At 73.2% G+C, this 16,792-nt stretch carries 18 protein-coding genes; 11 read left to right on the top strand and 7 right to left on the bottom strand.

What is annotated here, in order from left to right:
- Positions 1–62 precede the first annotated feature (62 nt).
- The 7 genes from ACFOX0_RS01170 (at position 63) to ACFOX0_RS01200 (ending at position 6,585) form a co-directional block, all read left to right on the top strand.
- Positions 63–791 (top strand): helix-turn-helix domain-containing protein, encoded by a 729-nt coding sequence (locus tag ACFOX0_RS01170; RefSeq protein WP_377541481.1) that lies wholly within the window; start codon positions 63–65, stop codon positions 789–791.
- A complete protein-coding gene (locus ACFOX0_RS01175) occupies positions 788–1,402 on the top strand; it encodes a hypothetical protein (protein ID WP_377541482.1) in 615 nt (204 codons plus the stop codon). The genes ACFOX0_RS01170 and ACFOX0_RS01175 overlap by 4 nt, the downstream gene beginning before the upstream one ends.
- A gap of 88 nt (positions 1,403–1,490) precedes the next feature.
- Positions 1,491–1,808, top strand: coding sequence for a DUF2516 family protein (locus ACFOX0_RS01180; RefSeq protein WP_377541483.1), 318 nt, complete (start codon positions 1,491–1,493; stop codon positions 1,806–1,808).
- The gene (locus tag ACFOX0_RS01185; protein ID WP_377541484.1) at positions 1,805–2,695 is read left to right on the top strand and encodes an alpha/beta fold hydrolase; all 891 of its coding nucleotides are present in this window, start codon (positions 1,805–1,807) and stop codon (positions 2,693–2,695) included. Before ACFOX0_RS01180 ends, ACFOX0_RS01185 begins: the two co-directional genes overlap by 4 nt.
- A 127-nt stretch (positions 2,696–2,822) precedes the next feature.
- Positions 2,823–5,090, top strand: coding sequence for a transglycosylase domain-containing protein (locus tag ACFOX0_RS01190; protein WP_377541485.1), 2,268 nt, complete (start codon positions 2,823–2,825; stop codon positions 5,088–5,090).
- Positions 5,027–5,599, top strand: coding sequence for an alanyl-tRNA editing protein (locus tag ACFOX0_RS01195; RefSeq protein WP_377541861.1), 573 nt, complete (start codon positions 5,027–5,029; stop codon positions 5,597–5,599). The genes ACFOX0_RS01190 and ACFOX0_RS01195 overlap by 64 nt, the downstream gene beginning before the upstream one ends.
- Positions 5,600–5,670: 71 nt before the next feature.
- Positions 5,671–6,585 carry an SDR family oxidoreductase gene (locus ACFOX0_RS01200; RefSeq protein ID WP_377541486.1) on the top strand — a complete coding sequence of 305 codons (915 nt, stop codon included), beginning with the start codon at positions 5,671–5,673 and terminating at the stop codon, positions 6,583–6,585.
- Here ACFOX0_RS01200 and ACFOX0_RS01205 read toward each other — a convergent pair.
- The 5 genes from ACFOX0_RS01205 to ACFOX0_RS01225 are packed head-to-tail and all read right to left on the bottom strand — an operon-like array spanning position 6,576 to position 11,347.
- Positions 6,576–7,592, bottom strand: coding sequence for a helix-turn-helix transcriptional regulator (locus ACFOX0_RS01205; RefSeq protein ID WP_377541487.1), 1,017 nt, complete (start codon positions 7,590–7,592; stop codon positions 6,576–6,578). The genes ACFOX0_RS01200 and ACFOX0_RS01205 overlap by 10 nt on opposite strands.
- A 16-nt stretch (positions 7,593–7,608) precedes the next feature.
- Complete coding sequence (locus ACFOX0_RS01210; RefSeq protein ID WP_377541488.1) at positions 7,609–8,283, bottom strand: response regulator; 675 nt, start codon at positions 8,281–8,283, stop codon at positions 7,609–7,611.
- On the bottom strand, positions 8,280–9,644 hold the full coding sequence (locus tag ACFOX0_RS01215; RefSeq protein WP_377541489.1) for a sensor histidine kinase: 1,365 nt from the start codon (positions 9,642–9,644) through the stop codon (positions 8,280–8,282). The genes ACFOX0_RS01210 and ACFOX0_RS01215 overlap by 4 nt, the downstream gene beginning before the upstream one ends.
- A gap of 35 nt (positions 9,645–9,679) precedes the next feature.
- Positions 9,680–10,414, bottom strand: coding sequence for an ABC transporter permease (locus ACFOX0_RS01220; protein WP_377541490.1), 735 nt, complete (start codon positions 10,412–10,414; stop codon positions 9,680–9,682).
- A 24-nt stretch (positions 10,415–10,438) separates the two neighbouring features.
- Entirely contained in the window at positions 10,439–11,347 is a 909-nt protein-coding gene (locus ACFOX0_RS01225; RefSeq protein ID WP_377541492.1) for an ABC transporter ATP-binding protein, read from the bottom strand.
- A 242-nt stretch (positions 11,348–11,589) separates the two neighbouring features.
- On the opposite strand from ACFOX0_RS01225, the gene ACFOX0_RS01230 reads away from it, so the two are divergent.
- From ACFOX0_RS01230 to ACFOX0_RS01240, 3 genes are all read left to right on the top strand, one after another.
- Entirely contained in the window at positions 11,590–12,381 is a 792-nt protein-coding gene (locus ACFOX0_RS01230; protein ID WP_377541493.1) for an EI24 domain-containing protein, read from the top strand.
- Positions 12,381–12,896 (top strand): O-acetyl-ADP-ribose deacetylase, encoded by a 516-nt coding sequence (locus tag ACFOX0_RS01235; RefSeq protein ID WP_377541494.1) that lies wholly within the window; start codon positions 12,381–12,383, stop codon positions 12,894–12,896. Before ACFOX0_RS01230 ends, ACFOX0_RS01235 begins: the two co-directional genes overlap by 1 nt.
- Before the next feature lie 655 nt (positions 12,897–13,551).
- On the top strand, positions 13,552–13,755 hold the full coding sequence (locus ACFOX0_RS01240; RefSeq protein WP_377541495.1) for a DNA-binding protein: 204 nt from the start codon (positions 13,552–13,554) through the stop codon (positions 13,753–13,755).
- A gap of 90 nt (positions 13,756–13,845) precedes the next feature.
- On the opposite strand, the gene ACFOX0_RS01245 is transcribed toward ACFOX0_RS01240, so the two are convergent.
- Positions 13,846–14,856: a LacI family DNA-binding transcriptional regulator gene (locus ACFOX0_RS01245; RefSeq protein ID WP_377541496.1), complete on the bottom strand. Its 1,011-nt coding sequence runs from the start codon at positions 14,854–14,856 to the stop codon at positions 13,846–13,848.
- A 12-nt stretch (positions 14,857–14,868) separates the two neighbouring features.
- The gene (locus ACFOX0_RS01250; RefSeq protein ID WP_377541497.1) at positions 14,869–15,630 is read right to left on the bottom strand and encodes a maleylpyruvate isomerase family mycothiol-dependent enzyme; all 762 of its coding nucleotides are present in this window, start codon (positions 15,628–15,630) and stop codon (positions 14,869–14,871) included.
- A 68-nt stretch (positions 15,631–15,698) separates the two neighbouring features.
- Between ACFOX0_RS01250 and ACFOX0_RS01255 the strand changes: the two genes are divergently transcribed.
- Complete coding sequence (locus tag ACFOX0_RS01255) at positions 15,699–16,790, top strand: UDP-N-acetylmuramate dehydrogenase (protein WP_377541498.1); 1,092 nt, start codon at positions 15,699–15,701, stop codon at positions 16,788–16,790.
- The last annotated feature ends 2 nt before the right edge of the window (positions 16,791–16,792 follow it).

Below are 16,792 nucleotides of genomic sequence, written 5' to 3' on the forward strand. Positions count from 1 at the left end.
CTCGCTAACTCTCGCTAGCGTTTCGCTTGCAGGAGCTAGCGCTTCGGGCTAGCGTCGGGGCCATGGCCACTCCCAAGGACCTGCCCCGCGACGTCGGGGGGTTCATCCGCGATCTCCGGCGAAACGCCAAGATCTCCCTCCGTCAGCTCGCGGAGCAGGCCGGGGTGAGCAACCCGTACCTGAGCCAGATCGAGCGCGGGTTGCGCAAGCCGAGCGCGGAGGTGCTCCAGCAACTCGCCAGCGCGCTGCGGGTCTCCACCCCGGCGATGTACCTGCGCGCGGGGTTGCTGGACGACAAGGAGGGGCAGGGCGTGCTGGCCGCGATCGCCACCGATCCCGACCTCACGATGCCGCAGAAGCAGTCGCTCAGCCAGATCTACGAGACGTTCCGCCGGGAGAATGCCCGGCACGCGGAAACCGCCGCCACGGCCGAGACGGCCACCGAGCGGGCCGACGCCGCCACCGCCGAGGCGGCTGCCGCCGTCCGCGCCGAGCGGACCACCGCCGAGGCCACCGCCGCGGCCCGCGCCGAGACGGCGGAGACGACGCGCGCGGAGCCGGCCGACGGGCCGGAGCGGCCCACCGGTCCGGCCCGGCCGGCCAGCGGCGGATCGCCCACCGACGCGGTGCTCGAATCGGTGGCGGTGACCGAGGCGGCCGGTGCCCCGGCACCGACGAAGACGACCCCGACGACGACGACCCCCACGGACGAGGCGCCCGCCCGCAAGGCGGCGCGCAGGGCCGTCCCGAAGACCACGACGACCGCCGCGGCGGTCGAGGAGGAGAAGTGATGACCGAGCCGAAGACCACCCGCATCCCCGCCCCGTTCTACGCCGCCGCCGGCGCCGGTGAACTCGCCCTGCAGCAGTTGCGCAAGCTGCCGACGGTCTTCGCCGAGCTGCCCACCGTGCTCACCGACCTGACCGGCCGGGCCGCCAGCACCACCACCGAGCTGCGGGAGCGGGCCAACGCCACGCTGCGCACCGCGAACAGCACCGCGGTCGGGCTCAAGGAGCGGGCCCGGACCAGCACCACCGAGCTGGACGTCGACAAGCTCCGCGAGGCGGCCATCCGCAACGCCGCGGTCGTGGTGGCCGGCGCCCAGTCCGCCCAGGAGCGGGCCACCGCCCTGTACGGCGCGCTGGTCGCCCGCGGCGAGCGGGTCGTCGGCACCGGCGTGGTGCAGGCGGCCGACACGGTCAACGCCGACATGGCGGCGACCGAGGCCCCGGCCGAGGTGACCGCGACCCCGGCCGATGTGGCCGAGACGGTGGCGGCCAAGCCGGCCGCGAAGCGACCCCGGACGGTCAAGCCGGCCAAGCGCGCCGCGGCGACGGACACCCCGTCGGCCAAGCTGCCGGCGAAGGCGACCGCCAAGCGCACCCGGCCGGCCGCCGAGTAGCCGGCCACCGACCCACGCGACGCGCTCACGGACCCCGGGCGGGTGCCATGTGGCACCTACCCGGGGTCCGCGACATAAGCTTCATGGCATGAGGGCCACCGCCGCGCCGATATTCTTCGCCAACGTCCGGTACGTCATCGACGTTGTGCTCCTCGTCTTCGCGCTCATCGTGCAGGGCGTCGCCTTCGTCCACGCGCTCACCCAGCGGTCCGACGCGTTCCCCGCGATCGGCACCCTGCCCAAGGGCGGCTGGCTGATCATCCTCGGGCTGTCCATGGTGCTCACGCTGTTTCTCTTCGGTCCGATCAGCATCTTCGGTCTGATCGGGATCACCGCGGCGTTGGTCTACCTGCTCGACGTACGGGTGGGATTGCGGGACCTGACCGACGGCAAGGGCTTCTGGTGAGGGATTTCCGCTGGCCACCGCCGCCGGACGGCGGGCCGCGGACGTACGGCCCGGGGCCCAGCGCCCCGCGCACCGGCCGGCCGGCCATCCCCGACCCGGAGACCGAGCTGGTCGCCACCCCGCACGGCGTACGGCTGGAGCGGCTGGTCACCGGCGGCGGCGACCCGATCACGGTGTTCGCGCACGGGCTGGGCAACGGCATCGCCACCACCCGCCCGCTCGGCAGCGCGGTGCGCGGCCGCAAGATTTTCTTCCAGTTCCGCGGGCACGGTCGCTCGGACGCCCCGCCCGGCCCGTGGGGTTACGCCGACCTGGCCCGCGACCTGCGGGCCGTCGCCGACCTCGGGCAGGCCACCCGGGCGTTGGGGGTGAGCCTGGGTGCCGGCGCGCTGTGCCGGCTGCTCGCCGAGAGTCCGGCCCGGTTCGAGCGGGTGGTCTTCTTCCTCCCGGCGGTGCTGGACCGACCCCGCCCGGCGGTCGCCCGGGACCGGCTGACCGAGCTGCTGGCCGCGGTCGACGCCGGGGACGCCGCCGCGGTCGCCGACGTGGTCTCGTACGAGGCCCCGGCGCCGGTCCGGAACACTCCCGCCGGCTGGGCCTACCTGCGTCAGCGGGTCGACCAGTTGATGCGGGACGGGCTGGCTCCCGCGCTGGCCACGCTCCCCGACGAGGTGGCCGTCCCGGACCGCGCGGCGTTGGCCGAGGTCACCGCGCGGGCCCTGGTGATCGGCTGCGTCGGTGACGACCTGCACCCGGCCGAGGTGGCCGAGCAGTTCGCCGCGGCCCTGCCGCACGCGACCCTGCACGTGTACGACCGGCCGGCCGTGCTCTGGACCAACCGGGCGGACCTGCGGGACCGGATCTCCGAGTTCCTCAACGGAGAGTAGTCGAGCGGGCGCCGGGACGTGCCGATCGATCGACCGGTGTCGTCGGGGGTGAAGGTCGGGTGAAGTCCCCGTCGGGTTGCCGTGACCGGGGCACCCCGGGTCCGGGCGGCGGTATCTGCTGGACTCCGTGGAGGCCTATCGATTTCCGCCGCGGCGGCACCGGGCGCTGCGGTACCTGGAGAAACTGACCGTCACCCTGCTGGTCGTGGGGGTGGCGGCGGCCGGTGTGCTGGCGGCCGTCGTCGACGCTACGGCGGTGCCGGCCGATCCGGTGGTGGCACAGGCGTCGGTGCTGTACTACCGGGACGGCCGGACCGTGCTGGCCCGGGTGGGGCCGAACAACCGCACCGACGTGCCGCTGGCCCGGGTGCCGGTGGCGGTACGCCGGGCCGTGCTGGCCGCCGAGGACCGTGGCTTCTACGAGCACGCCGGCATCTCGGCCCGCGGCGTGCTGCGGGCGGCCTGGGCGAACCTGTCCGGCGCCGGCGAGGGCGCCTCGACCATCACCCAGCAGTACGCCCGCAACGCCTACCTCAACCAGGAACGCACCGCCACCCGGAAGGCCAAGGAGGCGACTCTCGCCCTCAAGCTCGAACAGGAGCTGAGCAAGGACCAGGTGCTGGAGCGCTACCTGAACACCGTCTACTTCGGCCGCAACGCGTACGGGATCGAGGCGGCGGCGCTGGCGTACTTCAACACCACCACCGACCGGCTCACCCTGGCGCAGGGCGCGCTGCTGGCCGCGGTGATCAAGGACCCGTGGAACTTCGACCCGGCGGTGGACCGGGCGGCCGTCGAATACCGGTGGCGGTGGATCCTGAACGGCATGGCGGAACTCGGCTGGGCCGGGCCCGACGGCGCCGCCCTCGCCTTCCCGGCCACCCAGCCGCGGTTCGCCAACGCCGTCGGCGGTCCGCTCGGTCTCGTCGTCGACCAGGTGGAGCAGGAGTTGAGCCGGCACGGGATCCCACCGCAACGGTTCCACTCGGCCGGCCTGAAGATCGTCACCACGCTGGACGTCACGGCCGAGCGGGCGGCCCTGGACCGGATGGCCGCGCTGCGCCGTACCCAGCCGGCCGCCCTGCACGCCGCGCTGGTCGCGGTGGAACCGACGACCGGCGCGGTACGTGCCTACTACGGCGGGGAGAACGGCACCGGGTACTTCGACGACGCCGTCGCGGCCCGCCCGCCGGGCGCCACCTTCACGCCGGTGGTGCTGGCCGAAGGACTCCGGCAGGGCATCTCGGTCCGGTCCCGGTGGGACGGCTCGTCGCCCCGCACGTTCCACGACCGGTACGGGGTACCGCTGGTCAACCCGCACGGAGACCAGTGCAAGCCGTGCACCCTGGACGTGGCGATGAGACTGTCGTTGAAGACGCCGTTCTACGCGCTGGCCGAACGGGTCGGCCCGGACCGGGTCCGGAAGCTGGCCGTCGCGGCCGGCGTCGCGGACCGCTACACCGGCGTGAAGTCACTTGTCGACGAGGAGACCGCGCCGACGCCCGGCCGGACCCGGGCGGACATCTCGCTGAGCCGCTACCCGGTCTCACCGGCCGACCTGGCCAGCGTGTACGCCACCTTCGCGGCCCAGGGCGCGCATGCCGAGCGGCACTTCGTCGAGTCGGTCAGCGGACCGGGCGGCGCCGTCGAGTACCGGGCGGCCGTACGCCGTACCCGGGTGTTGTCGGAACCGGCGGCCGGCGACGTGACCGCGGTGCTCAGTGCGGGGCTGCTGGCGGCGGGCGGGTCGGTACCGGGCCGGCCGGCGGCCGGCAAGGCCGGCACCACCGCGTACGGCGACACGGGTGACTACTCCGACGCCTGGATGGCCGGCTACACGCCGCAACTGGCGGCGGTGGTCTGGATCGGTCGGGCGGAGCCCGGTCCGATCCGGGACGTGCGGCACCGGCCCATCGCCGGTGAGGGACTGCCGGCGACCCTGTGGCGGGACTTCCTGACCGCCGCGATGGCCGGCCAGCCGGTCGCCGACCTGCCGGAACCGGGTCACGTCGGCAGCGAGTCCGCGGGCGAACTGCCGGCGGCGTCGGCACCGCCGGATCCGGCCGGGCACGCTTTCGGATCGCAGGGGAGCGGTGGGCCGGCGCCGTCCCCCGAGCCGACGAAGGGGACCTCCGCCCGACCGGCCACCGGGTACCCTTCGACGGCATGGGCGTCACGAAGCACGGGCACACCCACCGTCTCGACCTGGCCGATCCGACCCTGCGGGAGTGGCAGTGCGTGGTTCTGTCCGCCGATCCGGAGCAGGGCATCGTGCTGGACCGGTCGGCGTTCTACCCCGGCGGCGGTGGCCAACCACCGGACCACGGCGTACTGCTCTGGCAGGGCGTACAGACCCGGATCGTCGGCACCCGCAAGGGTGACGACCTCTACCTGATCCCCGCCGAGGGTGACCCGCTCCCGCCGGCCGGCACGACCGTCACCGGCGCGGTGGAGGACACCCGCCGGACCTTGCTGATGCGCACCCACTCCGGCCTGCACGTGCTGTGCGGCGTGGTGTTCCGCGATTTCGGCGCGTTGGTCACCGGCGGCAACATGGAGCCCGGCGAGGCCCGGATGGACTTCAACCTGCCGGAGGTGCCGCCCGACTTCAAGGCCCGGATCGAGGAGCTGGTCAACACCGAGGTCGCCGCCGACCGGTCGGTCGCGGTGCGGGTGCTGCCCCGGGCCGAGGCGTTGGCCCTGCCGGACATCATCCGGACCCAGTCCAACCTGATCCCGCCGGACGAGCAGGAGGTGCGGATCGTCGACATCGTCGGCCTGGACGTGCAGGCCGACGGCGGCACGCACGTCGCGTCCACCGCCCAGATCGGGAAGATACGGGTGGTCAAGGTGGAGAGCAAGGGCCGCGCCAACCGTCGGGTCCGGGTCCGCCTCGCCGACTGACCGGGGTCGGCAGCCCGACCGGGCGGAATAACCGGACACCGGTTGTCAGGGTTCGTTGCCACGATCGGCGGATGAACCGACCACTGACTGGAAAGATCGCGCTCGTCGCCGGGGCCACCCGGGGCGCCGGCCGGCAGATCGCCGTGCAACTCGGCGCCGCCGGAGCCACCGTCTACGCCACTGGCCGCAGCACCCGCGACCGCCGCTCCGAGATGGACCGGCCGGAAACCATCGAGGAGACCGCCGAACTGGTCACCGCGGCCGGCGGTACCGGCGTCGCCGTACCGGTGGATCACCTGGACCCGGAGCAGGTGCGGGCGCTGACCGGGCGGATCGACCGCGAGCAGGGCCGGCTGGACGTGCTGGTGAACGACATCTGGGGCGGCGACCCGCTGGTCACCTGGCACAAGCCGGTCTGGGAACAGCCCCTCGAACAGGGCCTGCGTACCCTGCGGCTGGCGATCGACACGCACATCGTCACCAGCCACTTCGCCCTGCCGCTGCTGATCCGCCGGCCCGGCGGCCTGGTGGTCGAGATGGGCGACGGCACCACCGCGTACAACGAAACCAACTACCGGCTGTCGGTCTTCTACGACCTGGCCAAGGTGTCGGTCAACCGGTTGGCCTTCAGCCAGGCACACGAACTGCGCCAGCACGGCGCCACCGCCGTGGCGCTGACACCCGGTTGGCTCCGGTCGGAGAGCATGCTGGACCACTTCGGCGTCACCGAGGAGAACTGGCGGGACGCCACGGCCGACCAACCGCACTTCGCCATCTCGGAGTCGCCCGCGTACGTCGGCCGGGCGGTGGCCGCGCTCGCCGCGGACCCGGACCGGGCCCGCTGGTCGGGACAGTCGCTGTCCAGCGGCCAACTCGCCCGGGTGTACGGCTTCACCGACCTGGACGGCAGCCAGCCGGACGCGTGGCGGTATCTCGTCGAGGTGCAGGATCCCGGGAAACCGGCCGACGTCACCGGCTACCGCTGATCGACGGGCACCAGCCCGCCGCCGGTCCCGTCTGCGGCGGCGTCCGGGTAGAGCGCCACCAGGCGGGCGGCGGCGGTGCTGAACAGGGCTCGCAGTTCCGGCGGTGACACGGCCTCCACCTCGGGCCCGAGGGCGAGCAACTGGGTGTAGGCCACCCCGACCGACTCGACCGGGAGTTGGGTGGTGACCCAGCCGTACCGGTCGGGGTCGCCGGCCGCGGCGACGGCCTCCCGGGCCGCGGGCGCCTCGACCACGTGCCGCAACTGCCGCAACCCGGCCGGGCTGAGCCGGACGGTCACCGATTCGGGGAGCATCGCCCGGACGAACTCCGCCGCCCGGTCGGTCCAGAACCCGGCCAGGTCGAACGCCTTGTCCCGGACGAACGGGGTGTCCAGGTCGCGGACGCCGACCACCCGGTCCACCCGGTAGGTCCGGTGGCCGTCGCCGACCCGGGCCACGAGGTACCAGACGCCGCCCTTGAGGACCAGCCCGTAGGGCTGCGCGGTCCGGGTCACCTCGCGGTCGCCCCGGCGGTAGCGCAACTCCACCGACCGGTCCCGCCACACCGCCGTGGCCAGGTCGGTGAGCAGCGGCGGTGGGTCCGCGGTCCGGAACCACCCGGGTACGTCCAGGTGGAAGCGCGCCCCGGTGCGGGTGGCGGCGTCCCGGAGCCCGGGCGGCAGCGCGGCGAGCACCTTCAACTCGGCGGTCGCCACCGCCTCGGCCAGTCCCATGTCACCGGCCGGACCGGGCAGGCCGGTCAGGAAGAGGGCGTCCGCCTCGTCGCGACTCAGCCCGGTTAACCGGGTCCGGTACCCGCCCAGCAGCCGGTAGCCGCCGGCCCGGCCCCGGTCGGCGTACACCGGCACCCCGGCCGCCGACAGCGCGAGCACGTCGCGATAGACGGTCCGCTCGGAAACCTCCAACTCGCGGGCCAGTTCACCGGCGGTCATCGCCTCCCGGGACTGCAACAGGAGGACCAACGAGATCAGCCTGGCGGCGCGCACGGTCGCGTCCCGGCGGTCAGCGGTTGCCGGGGGTGAGCAGGCCGCGTTCGAAGGCGGTGGCCACCGCGGCGGCGCGGTCGTTGACACCGAGCTTGGCGTAGACGTGCAGCAGGTGGGTCTTGACGGTGGCCTCGCTGATGAACAAATGCCGGGCCGCCTCCCGGTTCGACGAGCCGCGGGCCACCAACGCCAGCACCTCCAGCTCCCGCTGGCTGAGCGGTTCCTCGGCCGGCGCGCGCAGCCGGCCCATCAGGCGGCTGGCCACCGACGGCGACAGCACCGACTCGCCCCGGGCGGCGGCCCGGACCGCCCGGAACAACTCCTCGCGCGGGGTGTCCTTGAGCAGGTAACCGGTGGCTCCGGCCTGGATCGCCGGTAGCACGTCGCTGTCCGTGTCGTACGTGGTGAGCACCAGCACCCGGGCGGTCAGCCCGCGCTCTGCCATGGTGGTGATCGCGGTGACCCCGTCCATGCCGGGCATCCGCAGGTCCATCAGGACCACGTCCGGGGTGAGCGCCTCGACCAGGGCCAGCGCCTCGGCGCCGCCGGCCGCCTCGCCGAGCACGGCGAAGTCCGGGTCGCCGGCGAACATGCCGCGCAGCCCGTCCCGGACCACCGGATGGTCGTCGACGATGATCAGCCCGATCGGCGTCCCGCCGGTCACGCCGCCACCGCCGCCGGGACCGGTCACGCCGCACCGGTCAACACGGCCGGTACGGTCGCCGAGATCGCCGTGCCGGCACCCGGCTCGGACTCGATGTCCAGTCTGCCGGCCACCCGGCTCACCCGCTGCCGCATCGCGGCCAGCCCGAAACCGCCCGGCCGCTCGGCACCGGCCGGGTCCCCGGCGGGCCCCCCGTCGCCGTCCGGCCCGGCGGTCCCGGCGGTTCCGGCGGGCGTGGCCGGGGCGGTGCGGGCGGCCGTCGCCGGCTCGGGCGGGATGGCGAAGCCCACCCCGTCGTCGCGGACGTCCAGGGTGACCACATCCTCCATGTACGACAGGGTCAGCCCCACCCGGGACGCGGCCGCGTGCTTCGCCACGTTGGTCAGCGCCTCCTGGGCGGTCCGCAGCAGGGCCACCTCGATCTCCGGGTGCATCCGGCGGATCGTACCGGTGGTGGTGATCTCCGCCCGCACGCCCTGCAGGCCCGACCAGCGCTCCACCAGGTCGGCGAGGGCGTCCGGCAGTTGGGCGGTCGCCAGCGGCTCGGGCCCGATCGCCCGGACCGACCGGCGGGCCTCGGTCAGGCTCTCCCGGGCCAGTCGGGTGGCGTTGTCCACGTGCCGCTGCCAGTCGACCCGCCGGTCCCGAGCCTGTCCGGCCGCCTCCAGTTGGGTGATCACGCCGGCCAGCCCCTGGGCGATGGTGTCGTGGATCTCCCGGGCCATCCGCTGCCGCTCGTCCAGGACACCGGCCTCCCGGGCCTGGATGAGCAGTTGCGTGTGCAGGCCCTGGTTCTCCCGCATGCTCTCCTCCAGCTTGCGGTTCGTCTCGGCCAGTTCCTGGATGGCCCGTTTGCGGAGGATGTTCTGCTGTTCCCGGACCTTGGCGAACCAACCGACGGCGCTCGCGATGATCATGCTGGCGAGGGCGATGACCGCCCAGAAGGCCCACGACGGGCCGTCGGTCGGCGGCCCGCCCGCGATCGCGGTGGCGGAGACCAGGGCGGCGCCGGCCACACCCGGGATCGCCCACCGGCCCGGCAGCGCGTCGAACGCGTACAGGTAGCCGCACCAGGCGAAGAAGCCGTACCAGGGGCTGAGCACCACCAGCGCCCCGGCGCAGCAGAGGAACCCGAGGAAGAACACGACCGCCCGCAGCGGGCTGCCCTGCCAACCGCGCCGGCAGCGGTGGCCGACGGCCACCCAACCCAGGGTGCCCGTGGCGATGGCGAACAGGGCCAGCAGGCGCGGGCCGGGCGACGGGGGACCGATCAGGGCGGCCAGCCCGGTGGACAGCACCAGGGTGCCGTACGGCAGGGCCTGGAAGACCCGGTCCTCCCGGCTGGTCCACGCGTCCAGTCGATCGGCCTCGTGCAGCGCGCTCGTCATGGCTCTCCCCGCCCCTGCCCCGATCGCGTCCGCCGTCACTGCCAGCGGAACAGCTTCGCCGCCGCCGTCCCGGCCGCCAGCGCCACTCCGGCCATTATTGCCAGGTGAACGGGCTGCGGCGACCCGCCGGCCCAGGAGTCGAAGAGCGCCTGCACGCCCGGCGGCAGGTACGCGCCGATCCGGTTCAGGAAGTCGGGCAGCAGGAACCGGGGCAGGTAGACACCGCCGAAGAACATGATCAGCATGAACAGCACGCCGGCCAGGCCGCCCGCCGCCCGGGCGCTGGGGGCGACCGCGGCGACCAGGAGCCCGATGGCGAGCAGCGAACCGATGCCGAGGACGAAGGTCACCGCGAAGCCGACCGGGTTCTTCGGCCCGGGTACGTCGAACGCGACGATCCCGACCGTGATCAGCAGCACCGCGCTGACCAGCATGGCCAACAGGTGGACGACGAGTTGCGCGGCCAGCAGCGCGGCCGGGCTGGCCGGCGTGGTGGCCAGCCGGCGCAGCACGCCGCGTTCCCGGTAGCCGGCCAGCGCCTGCGGCATGAGGTTCACCCCGGCCACGGCCAGCGAGAAGACCAGCAGCGACGGCAAAAAGTAGGTGAGGAAGCTCTGCCCGCCGAACTTCTCGTCCGTCTCCCGCAGCGCGGGAATCAGGCCGAGGATCACCAGGATGACGGTGGGCATCGCGATCGTGGTGATCACCGCCGCGGGGTCGCGCAGGAACAGCTTCGATTCGGTACGCAGGATCCGGCCGAACGGTGACATGTCTCGCTCCTTCAGATGTGCGGATCAGTTGTCGAGCTTGCGGCCGGTGAGTTCGACGAACGCGTCGTCGAGGCTGGCCTGTTCCACCCGTAGATCGGTGGCGACGACCTGGTTGCGGGCCAGGACCGAGGTCACCGCGTGCAGCACGTTCCCGGTGCCGGTGACCACCAGCTGCCCGCCGCTGCGCCGGACCGAGGTGACCTCGGGCAGCCCGGTGAGCAGGTCGTCGGCCAGCGGCGCCGACGGGCGGAACCGGATCCGCTGCTCCGGTGCGGTACGGGAGACCAGCCCGGCCGGGCTGTCCAGGGCCACCACCCGACCGGCGTCGATGATGGCCAGCCGGTCGCAGAGCCGTTCCGCCTCTTCCATGAAGTGGGTGACCAACACGACGGTCACCCCGCTGTCCCGGACCCGTTCGATCAGGTCCCAGGTGTCCCGGCGGGCCTGCGGGTCCAGGCCGGTGGTCAGCTCGTCCAGGATGGCGATCTCCGGGTTGCCGACCAGGGCCAGCGCGATCGACAGCCGCTGCTTCTGGCCGCCGGAGAGTTTCTTGTACGCGGTGTCCTGCTTACCGGCCAGCCCGAGGTCGTCGACCAGCCGCCGCCAGTCCGCCGGCTTCCGGTAGAACGAGGCGTACAGCTCCAGCGCCTCGCGGACCCGGAGCCGGTCCGGCAGCTGGCTCTCCTGCAGCTGTACACCGACCCGCTGGCGCAGTTCCGCCGCGTCCCGGTGCGGGTCCAGCCCGAACACCGACACCTCGCCCGCGTCCTGGGTGCGCAGTCCGGCGACGCACTCGACGGTGGTGGTCTTGCCGGCGCCGTTCGGTCCGAGGATCCCGAAGATCTCCCCGCGCTCCACGGCGAGCGAGACGTCGTGCACGGCGACCTGGTCGCCGTAGCGCTTGTGCAGGTTGGTCACTTCGATGACGGGCATCGTCCGGTACCCCGTTTCCGGTCGCGTTCGCTGATGTCATCGAGCATCCCGGTCCGACGGCCGCGCCGAATCGACCAGCCGGCGGCCCTCGGTTCCGGTCCGGGCGGACCCGCCCCCTCCACCGCCCGCGCACCCCGATCCACCGATCGGTTGATGCGTCGGGCGGGTTGGACCGGTAACAGCAGGTTTCCGGTCGGGTCGGAGCGAGCGGCGGTACGGATCGGTCACTAGGCTGACCGGCCGTGGACACACGCACGGTCACCGCGCCCGCGGTCGGCAGGGTCGGGCAGTTCCTCTCCGGCATCGGCCTGCTGTTCCGGGGCTTCGCCGTCTACGCCCGGCAACCGCGGCTGGTGCTGCTCGGCCTGGTCCCGGCGCTGATCACCGGGGCGCTGTTCGTCGCCGCCTTCGCCACCCTGGTCGTCTTCGTCGACGACCTGGCCGCGCTGGTGACCCCGTTCGCCGACGGCTGGTCGGCGGGGGCGCGCGGCACCGTACGGGTGATCGCCGGGCTGGCGTTCCTCGGGCTGGGCGGGCTGATCGGCGTACTCACCTTCGTGGCGGTGACCCTGGTGGTCGGCGACCCGTTCTACGAGGCCATCTCGGAACGGGTGGAGGATCGCTTCGGTGGCGTGCCGAACGCGGTGGACGTGCCGTTCTGGCGTTCGCTGCGACGCAGTGCGGCCGACTCGATCCGACTGGTCGCGAAGTCGGTGCTGATCGGCGTACCGCTGTTCGTGGCCGGCTTCATCCCGGTGTTCGGCCAGTTCGTCGTACCGGTGATCGGGGCGCTGGTCGGTGGCTGGTTCCTCGCCCTGGAACTGGTCGGTGCGCCGTTCTACCGGCGCGGGTTGCGGCTGCCGGACCGGCGGCGGGCGCTGCGGGCCGTCCGGCCGACCGCCGTCGGGTTCGGGGCCGCGGTGTTCGTGGTCTTCCTGATCCCGCTCGGCGCGGTGCTGTTCATGCCGGCCGCCGTCTCCGGGGCGGCGCTGCTGGCCCGCCGGTCGCTGGGCGACCCGATCGAGGAGGCGTGATGCGGATCGAACTTGTCCAGGGGGACATCACCGACGAGCGGGTGGACGCGGTCGTCAACGCCGCCAATTCGTCGCTGCTCGGCGGCGGTGGGGTGGACGGCGCCATCCACCGGCGCGGCGGCCCGGAGATCCTGGCCGAGTGCCGGGAACTGCGCGCCGGCCGGTACGCCGATGGCCTGCCCACCGGCCAGGCGGTGGCCACCACGGCGGGCCGGCTGCCGGCCCGCTGGGTCATCCACACCGTGGGGCCGGTCTGGTCCCGTCGCGAGGACCGGTCGGCGCTGCTGCGCGACTGCTACGCCAACAGCATGCGGGTCGCCGACGAGCTGGGCGCCACCTCGGTCGCCTTCCCGCTGATCTCGGCCGGCGTCTACGGCTGGCCGGTGGACGACGCGGTGACCCAGGCGCTCGGGGTGCTGCGCGCCGCCCGACCGGCGACCGTCGCGCAGGCCCGCCTGGTGCTGTTCGGCGCCGACACCTTCGCCGTGGCCGAGCGGATCCACGCCGCCGGCTGATAGCTCCTCACCTTGGAGTCGGCGTCCTTTTCTACCCGCGCTTGCCCGCGCATCGCATCCGCATCCGGAGGTTGGGGAATCTGAGTGTCGCTCCAGTGACACTCAGATTCCCCAGTCTCGGGCTGCGGATGCCGGACCGGCGGCGTGTCTGGACCGCACCGAGGTGGAGGGCGCCGGTTATCCGTACGGCGCTTTGATCGGCGCCATGATGCGGTTGAACAGAACGGCGACAGGCTCGTTCGGTAGATCTTTGACCGCCTCACTGAACTGTGTCGCGAGGTAGATCGCCGCCGTGGTCCGGTCGACTCGTGCGAGTTCCTGGCGTCGGGTCGGGCACGGCCACGGTTCGGCGCACGTCTGGCATGTCCACCCAGGCCGCTCCGGCGGGTGCGGCGCGGTCACCAATGTCCCCGGTTGATCCAAGCCGGTAGGCGTGGCGCCGGCTGGCGGCGGTCCGGGCATGGCCAACGCAGCCCGCACCGGCACCGCCGCCGCCGAAACCAGCGACGGACCGGAGCATGAACGGGCGCCAAGGGTATGGGCTTGATCACGTTACGTGGCAGCATCGCATCAGGTTGCCTGATGCTGTAGTCGCGCGTCAAGAGTGCAAAGCATCTTGCTCCGCGACCCCCTGACGGGTGCCTACGGTCAGCGCATGGGACGGCGGTACCGGCTGATGGGCGCGCACGAGATCCGTATGCGCCTGGGCGGTATCAGTCGCCAGCGCGTCTATGCGATCACTTCGCACCGCTCGTTCCCGGCGCCTGTTGCCGAGCTTCAACAGGGCAACGTCTGGGACACCGACGACGTGGAGGACTGGATCCGCGAACACCGGCCGAACCTCACCGACGAGGAGTGACCACGCCGGCCGGCCGGGCCGCCCGCCTTGGCTGAGCTGAGCGCCGAGCGGATTCACGCCGCCGGCTGAGGGGCGGGACGCCGGGGCCGGTCAGGCCGTGTCGCGCAGGACCAGTTCGGTGGGGAGTACCACGGCCGGCTCGATCTGCTCGCCGGCGGCGAGCCGGAGCAGTTGCCGGGTCATCCGGCGGCCGATCTGGAGGATCGGCTGGCGCACCGTGGTCAGCGGCGGGTCGGTGTAGGTGGCCAGCTCGATGTCGTCGAACCCGATCACGGCGACGTCCTCGGGCACCCGGCGGCCGGCCACCCGCAGGGCGTGCAGCGCACCGTGCGCCATCAGGTCCGAGGCGACGAAGACCGCGTCCAGCTTCGGGTCGTCGGTCAGCAGCTCGCGCATGGCCACCGCGCCGGACTCCCGGGTGAAGTCACCGACCGCCACGATCGACCGCAGGTCGGCCTCGCGCAGTGCCGCCAGGTATCCGGCGAGCCGCTCGATGCCGGCGATCATGTCCTGCGGGCCGGCCACCGTGGCGATCCGCCGGCGACCCGAGGCGATCAGGTGCCGGATCGCCCGGTCGACCCCGCCCACGTGGTCCACGTCGACGTAGGGGACCTGGGCGCCGCCGGGCGGCCGGCCGCCGGAGACCACCGGGATGCCCAGCCGGGCCAGCCGGCCGGGCAGCGGGTCGTCGCCGTGCAGGGAGGCGAAGAGTACGCCGTCCACGTGCCGACCGGTGGCGTAGCGCTCGACCCGTTCGTGGCCGGCGGCGGAGCCGGCGAGCATCAGCACGAGCTGCTTGTCGGCGTCCTCGAGTTCCTGGCTGACGCCGCGGATGATGCCGGGGAAGACCTGGTCGTCGGAGAAGACCCGGGTGGCCGCCTCCGGCATGATCAGCGCGAACGAGCCGGTCCGCTGGGTGACCAGGCTGCGGGCGGCCAGGTTGGGTACGTAGCCCAGTTCGGCGACCGCCTGCCGGACCGCCCGCGCGATCGGCTCGGCGACGGTGGGGGAGCCGTTCACCACCCGCGAGACGGTGGCCCGGGACACCCCGGCGAGTCGGGCCACGGCCTCCAGGGTGGGCCGTTCGCGAGTGGCGCTCATGTCGTCCGGGTCTCAGCCGGTCCGCAGGCCGTCGAGCAGGGAGACCTCCCCGGCCACGTCCAGGACGTCGAAGTCCACCCGGCCGTACAGGGCGAGCAGCAGGTCGCTGGCGGTGCCGGCGGCGTACACCCGGGCGTGGTGGTCGTCGGTGTCCAGGATGGTGCCGGTGTCCAGCAGCGCGACGCCCTCGCCGCGCAGCCGCAGGTACCACTCCTGTTCCGCGTCGGTGGCGGCGAGTTGTACGACGCCGCGCCAGTCCCGGCGGTTGGCCCGGCGCCCGGCCGGCAGCCAACTGTCCAGCACCTCACTCACCCCGTCGGCGGCGAGCTTCGCCTCGATCGGCCCGCCGACGCCGGTGGCCATCTGCGCGTCCCACCGGTGTACGGCGGTCTCGTGGGCCATCCGGCGGTGCCAGAAGGCGGCCTTCTTCGGCTGCGGCGCCCAGTTCCAGGCCGGTGCCTCCGGGTCGAGCCCGTCCAGCCGGCTGAGCAGACCGTCGAACTCCTGCCGCCACCAGGCCATCGCGGTCAGCCCGGCGGGCGGCTCGGGTGACTTCTCCCGCGGCGCCGGTGCCTGCGTGCTGCCGTCGGTGACGTGGCCGGAGACCCACCGGTAGATCGAGGCGAGGTGCAGCACGAGATCGTTGATGGTCCAGTCGGGGCAGGAGAGCACGGGTGTGTCCGCCGGCGCCTCGGCCGCCGCGGCCTGGAACGCCGGCCCCTCGGCCCGGAGCGCACCGATCCAGAAGTCCTTCGTCCCGTGCAGTCTGCTCATCACGATCCTCCCGGCCGACTCGGCCACCAGTGGGTGGGCGCGCTGTCCCTCAGCCTAGGGTGAAAGGCGTGCGAGACGTTAGTGCCCGGCCGACACCTGCCGCCCCCGCCCGTCCCGAGCCGTTGGCGAGGTACACCACGCTGCGGCTCGGCGGTGTGCCTGAGCGATTGGTCACAGCTGAGAGCGCGGACGAAATAGTACAAAAGGTTAGGGAAGCGGAGCTTCTCGGACACTCCGTCCTCGTCCTCGCCGGCGGCAGCAACGTGGTGATCGGCGACGCCGGCTTCGCCGGCACGGTGGTGCTGGTCCGGTCCCGAGGGATGCGGGTCGTCGCCGAGAACGCCGACGCGGTCACCGTCCGGGTCGAGGCCGGCGAACCCTGGGACGACCTGGTCGCCGCCACCGTGGCGGCCGGCTGGTCCGGGGTGGAGTGCCTGTCCGGCATTCCCGGTTCGGCCGGCGCGACCCCGATCCAGAACGTCGGGGCGTACGGGCAGGAGGTCGCCGAGACGGTGACCGCCGTGCTGGCCTACGACCGGGTCACCGGCGAGGTGGTCACCATGCCCGCCGCCGAGTGCCGGTTCGCCTACCGGTCCAGCGTCTTCAAGCACAACGACCGGTGGACGGTGCTGGCGGTCGACTTCCGGCTGGCCCGGTCCCCGCTGTCCGCGCCGGTCCGGTACGCCGAACTGGCCCGCGCCCTGGCGGTCGAGGTCGGTGACCGGGTGCCGCTGGCCGACGCGCGCGCCACCGTGCTGCGGCTGCGCGCCGGCAAGGGCATGGTGCTCGACCCGGCCGACCCGGACACCAGGTCGGTCGGTTCGTTCTTCACCAACCCGGTCCTCGACCCGGCCGCGTACACCGCGTTGCGGGCCCGGGCGCTCGCGGCGGGACTGGACGAGCCGCCGTCCTGGCCGGGCATCGGCGGCGTGGTGAAGGTCAGCGCGGCCTGGCTGATCGACAAGGCCGGCTTCGGCAGGGGGCACCGCGGTCCGGCCGGGGTGGCCATCTCCTCCAAGCACACGCTGGCGCTGACCAACCCGGCCGACGGTACGACCACCGCACTGCTCGCCCTGGCCGCCGAGATCCGCGACGGCGTGCACCGGACGTTCGGCGTCACCCTGCACCCGGAACCGGTCCTGGTCGGCTGCGAACTCTGACC

Origin of the sequence: Micromonospora zhanjiangensis, assembly GCF_042650605.1 — a bacterium.
Lineage (GTDB): Bacteria > Actinomycetota > Actinomycetes > Mycobacteriales > Micromonosporaceae > Micromonospora_J > Micromonospora_J zhanjiangensis.

Coding starts and splice junctions, on each gene's coding strand:
- ACFOX0_RS01170 (WP_377541481.1), top strand. CDS start 63: ATGGCCACTCCCAAGGACCTGCCCCGCGACGTCGGGGGGTTCATCCGC.
- ACFOX0_RS01180 (WP_377541483.1), top strand. CDS start 1,491: ATGAGGGCCACCGCCGCGCCGATATTCTTCGCCAACGTCCGGTACGTC.
- ACFOX0_RS01200 (WP_377541486.1), top strand. CDS start 5,671: ATGAACCGACCACTGACTGGAAAGATCGCGCTCGTCGCCGGGGCCACC.
- ACFOX0_RS01215 (WP_377541489.1), bottom strand. CDS start 9,644: ATGACGAGCGCGCTGCACGAGGCCGATCGACTGGACGCGTGGACCAGC.
- ACFOX0_RS01220 (WP_377541490.1), bottom strand. CDS start 10,414: ATGTCACCGTTCGGCCGGATCCTGCGTACCGAATCGAAGCTGTTCCTG.
- ACFOX0_RS01225 (WP_377541492.1), bottom strand. CDS start 11,347: ATGCCCGTCATCGAAGTGACCAACCTGCACAAGCGCTACGGCGACCAG.
- ACFOX0_RS01235 (WP_377541494.1), top strand. CDS start 12,381: ATGCGGATCGAACTTGTCCAGGGGGACATCACCGACGAGCGGGTGGAC.
- ACFOX0_RS01240 (WP_377541495.1), top strand. CDS start 13,552: ATGGGACGGCGGTACCGGCTGATGGGCGCGCACGAGATCCGTATGCGC.
- ACFOX0_RS01245 (WP_377541496.1), bottom strand. CDS start 14,856: ATGAGCGCCACTCGCGAACGGCCCACCCTGGAGGCCGTGGCCCGACTC.
- ACFOX0_RS01250 (WP_377541497.1), bottom strand. CDS start 15,630: ATGAGCAGACTGCACGGGACGAAGGACTTCTGGATCGGTGCGCTCCGG.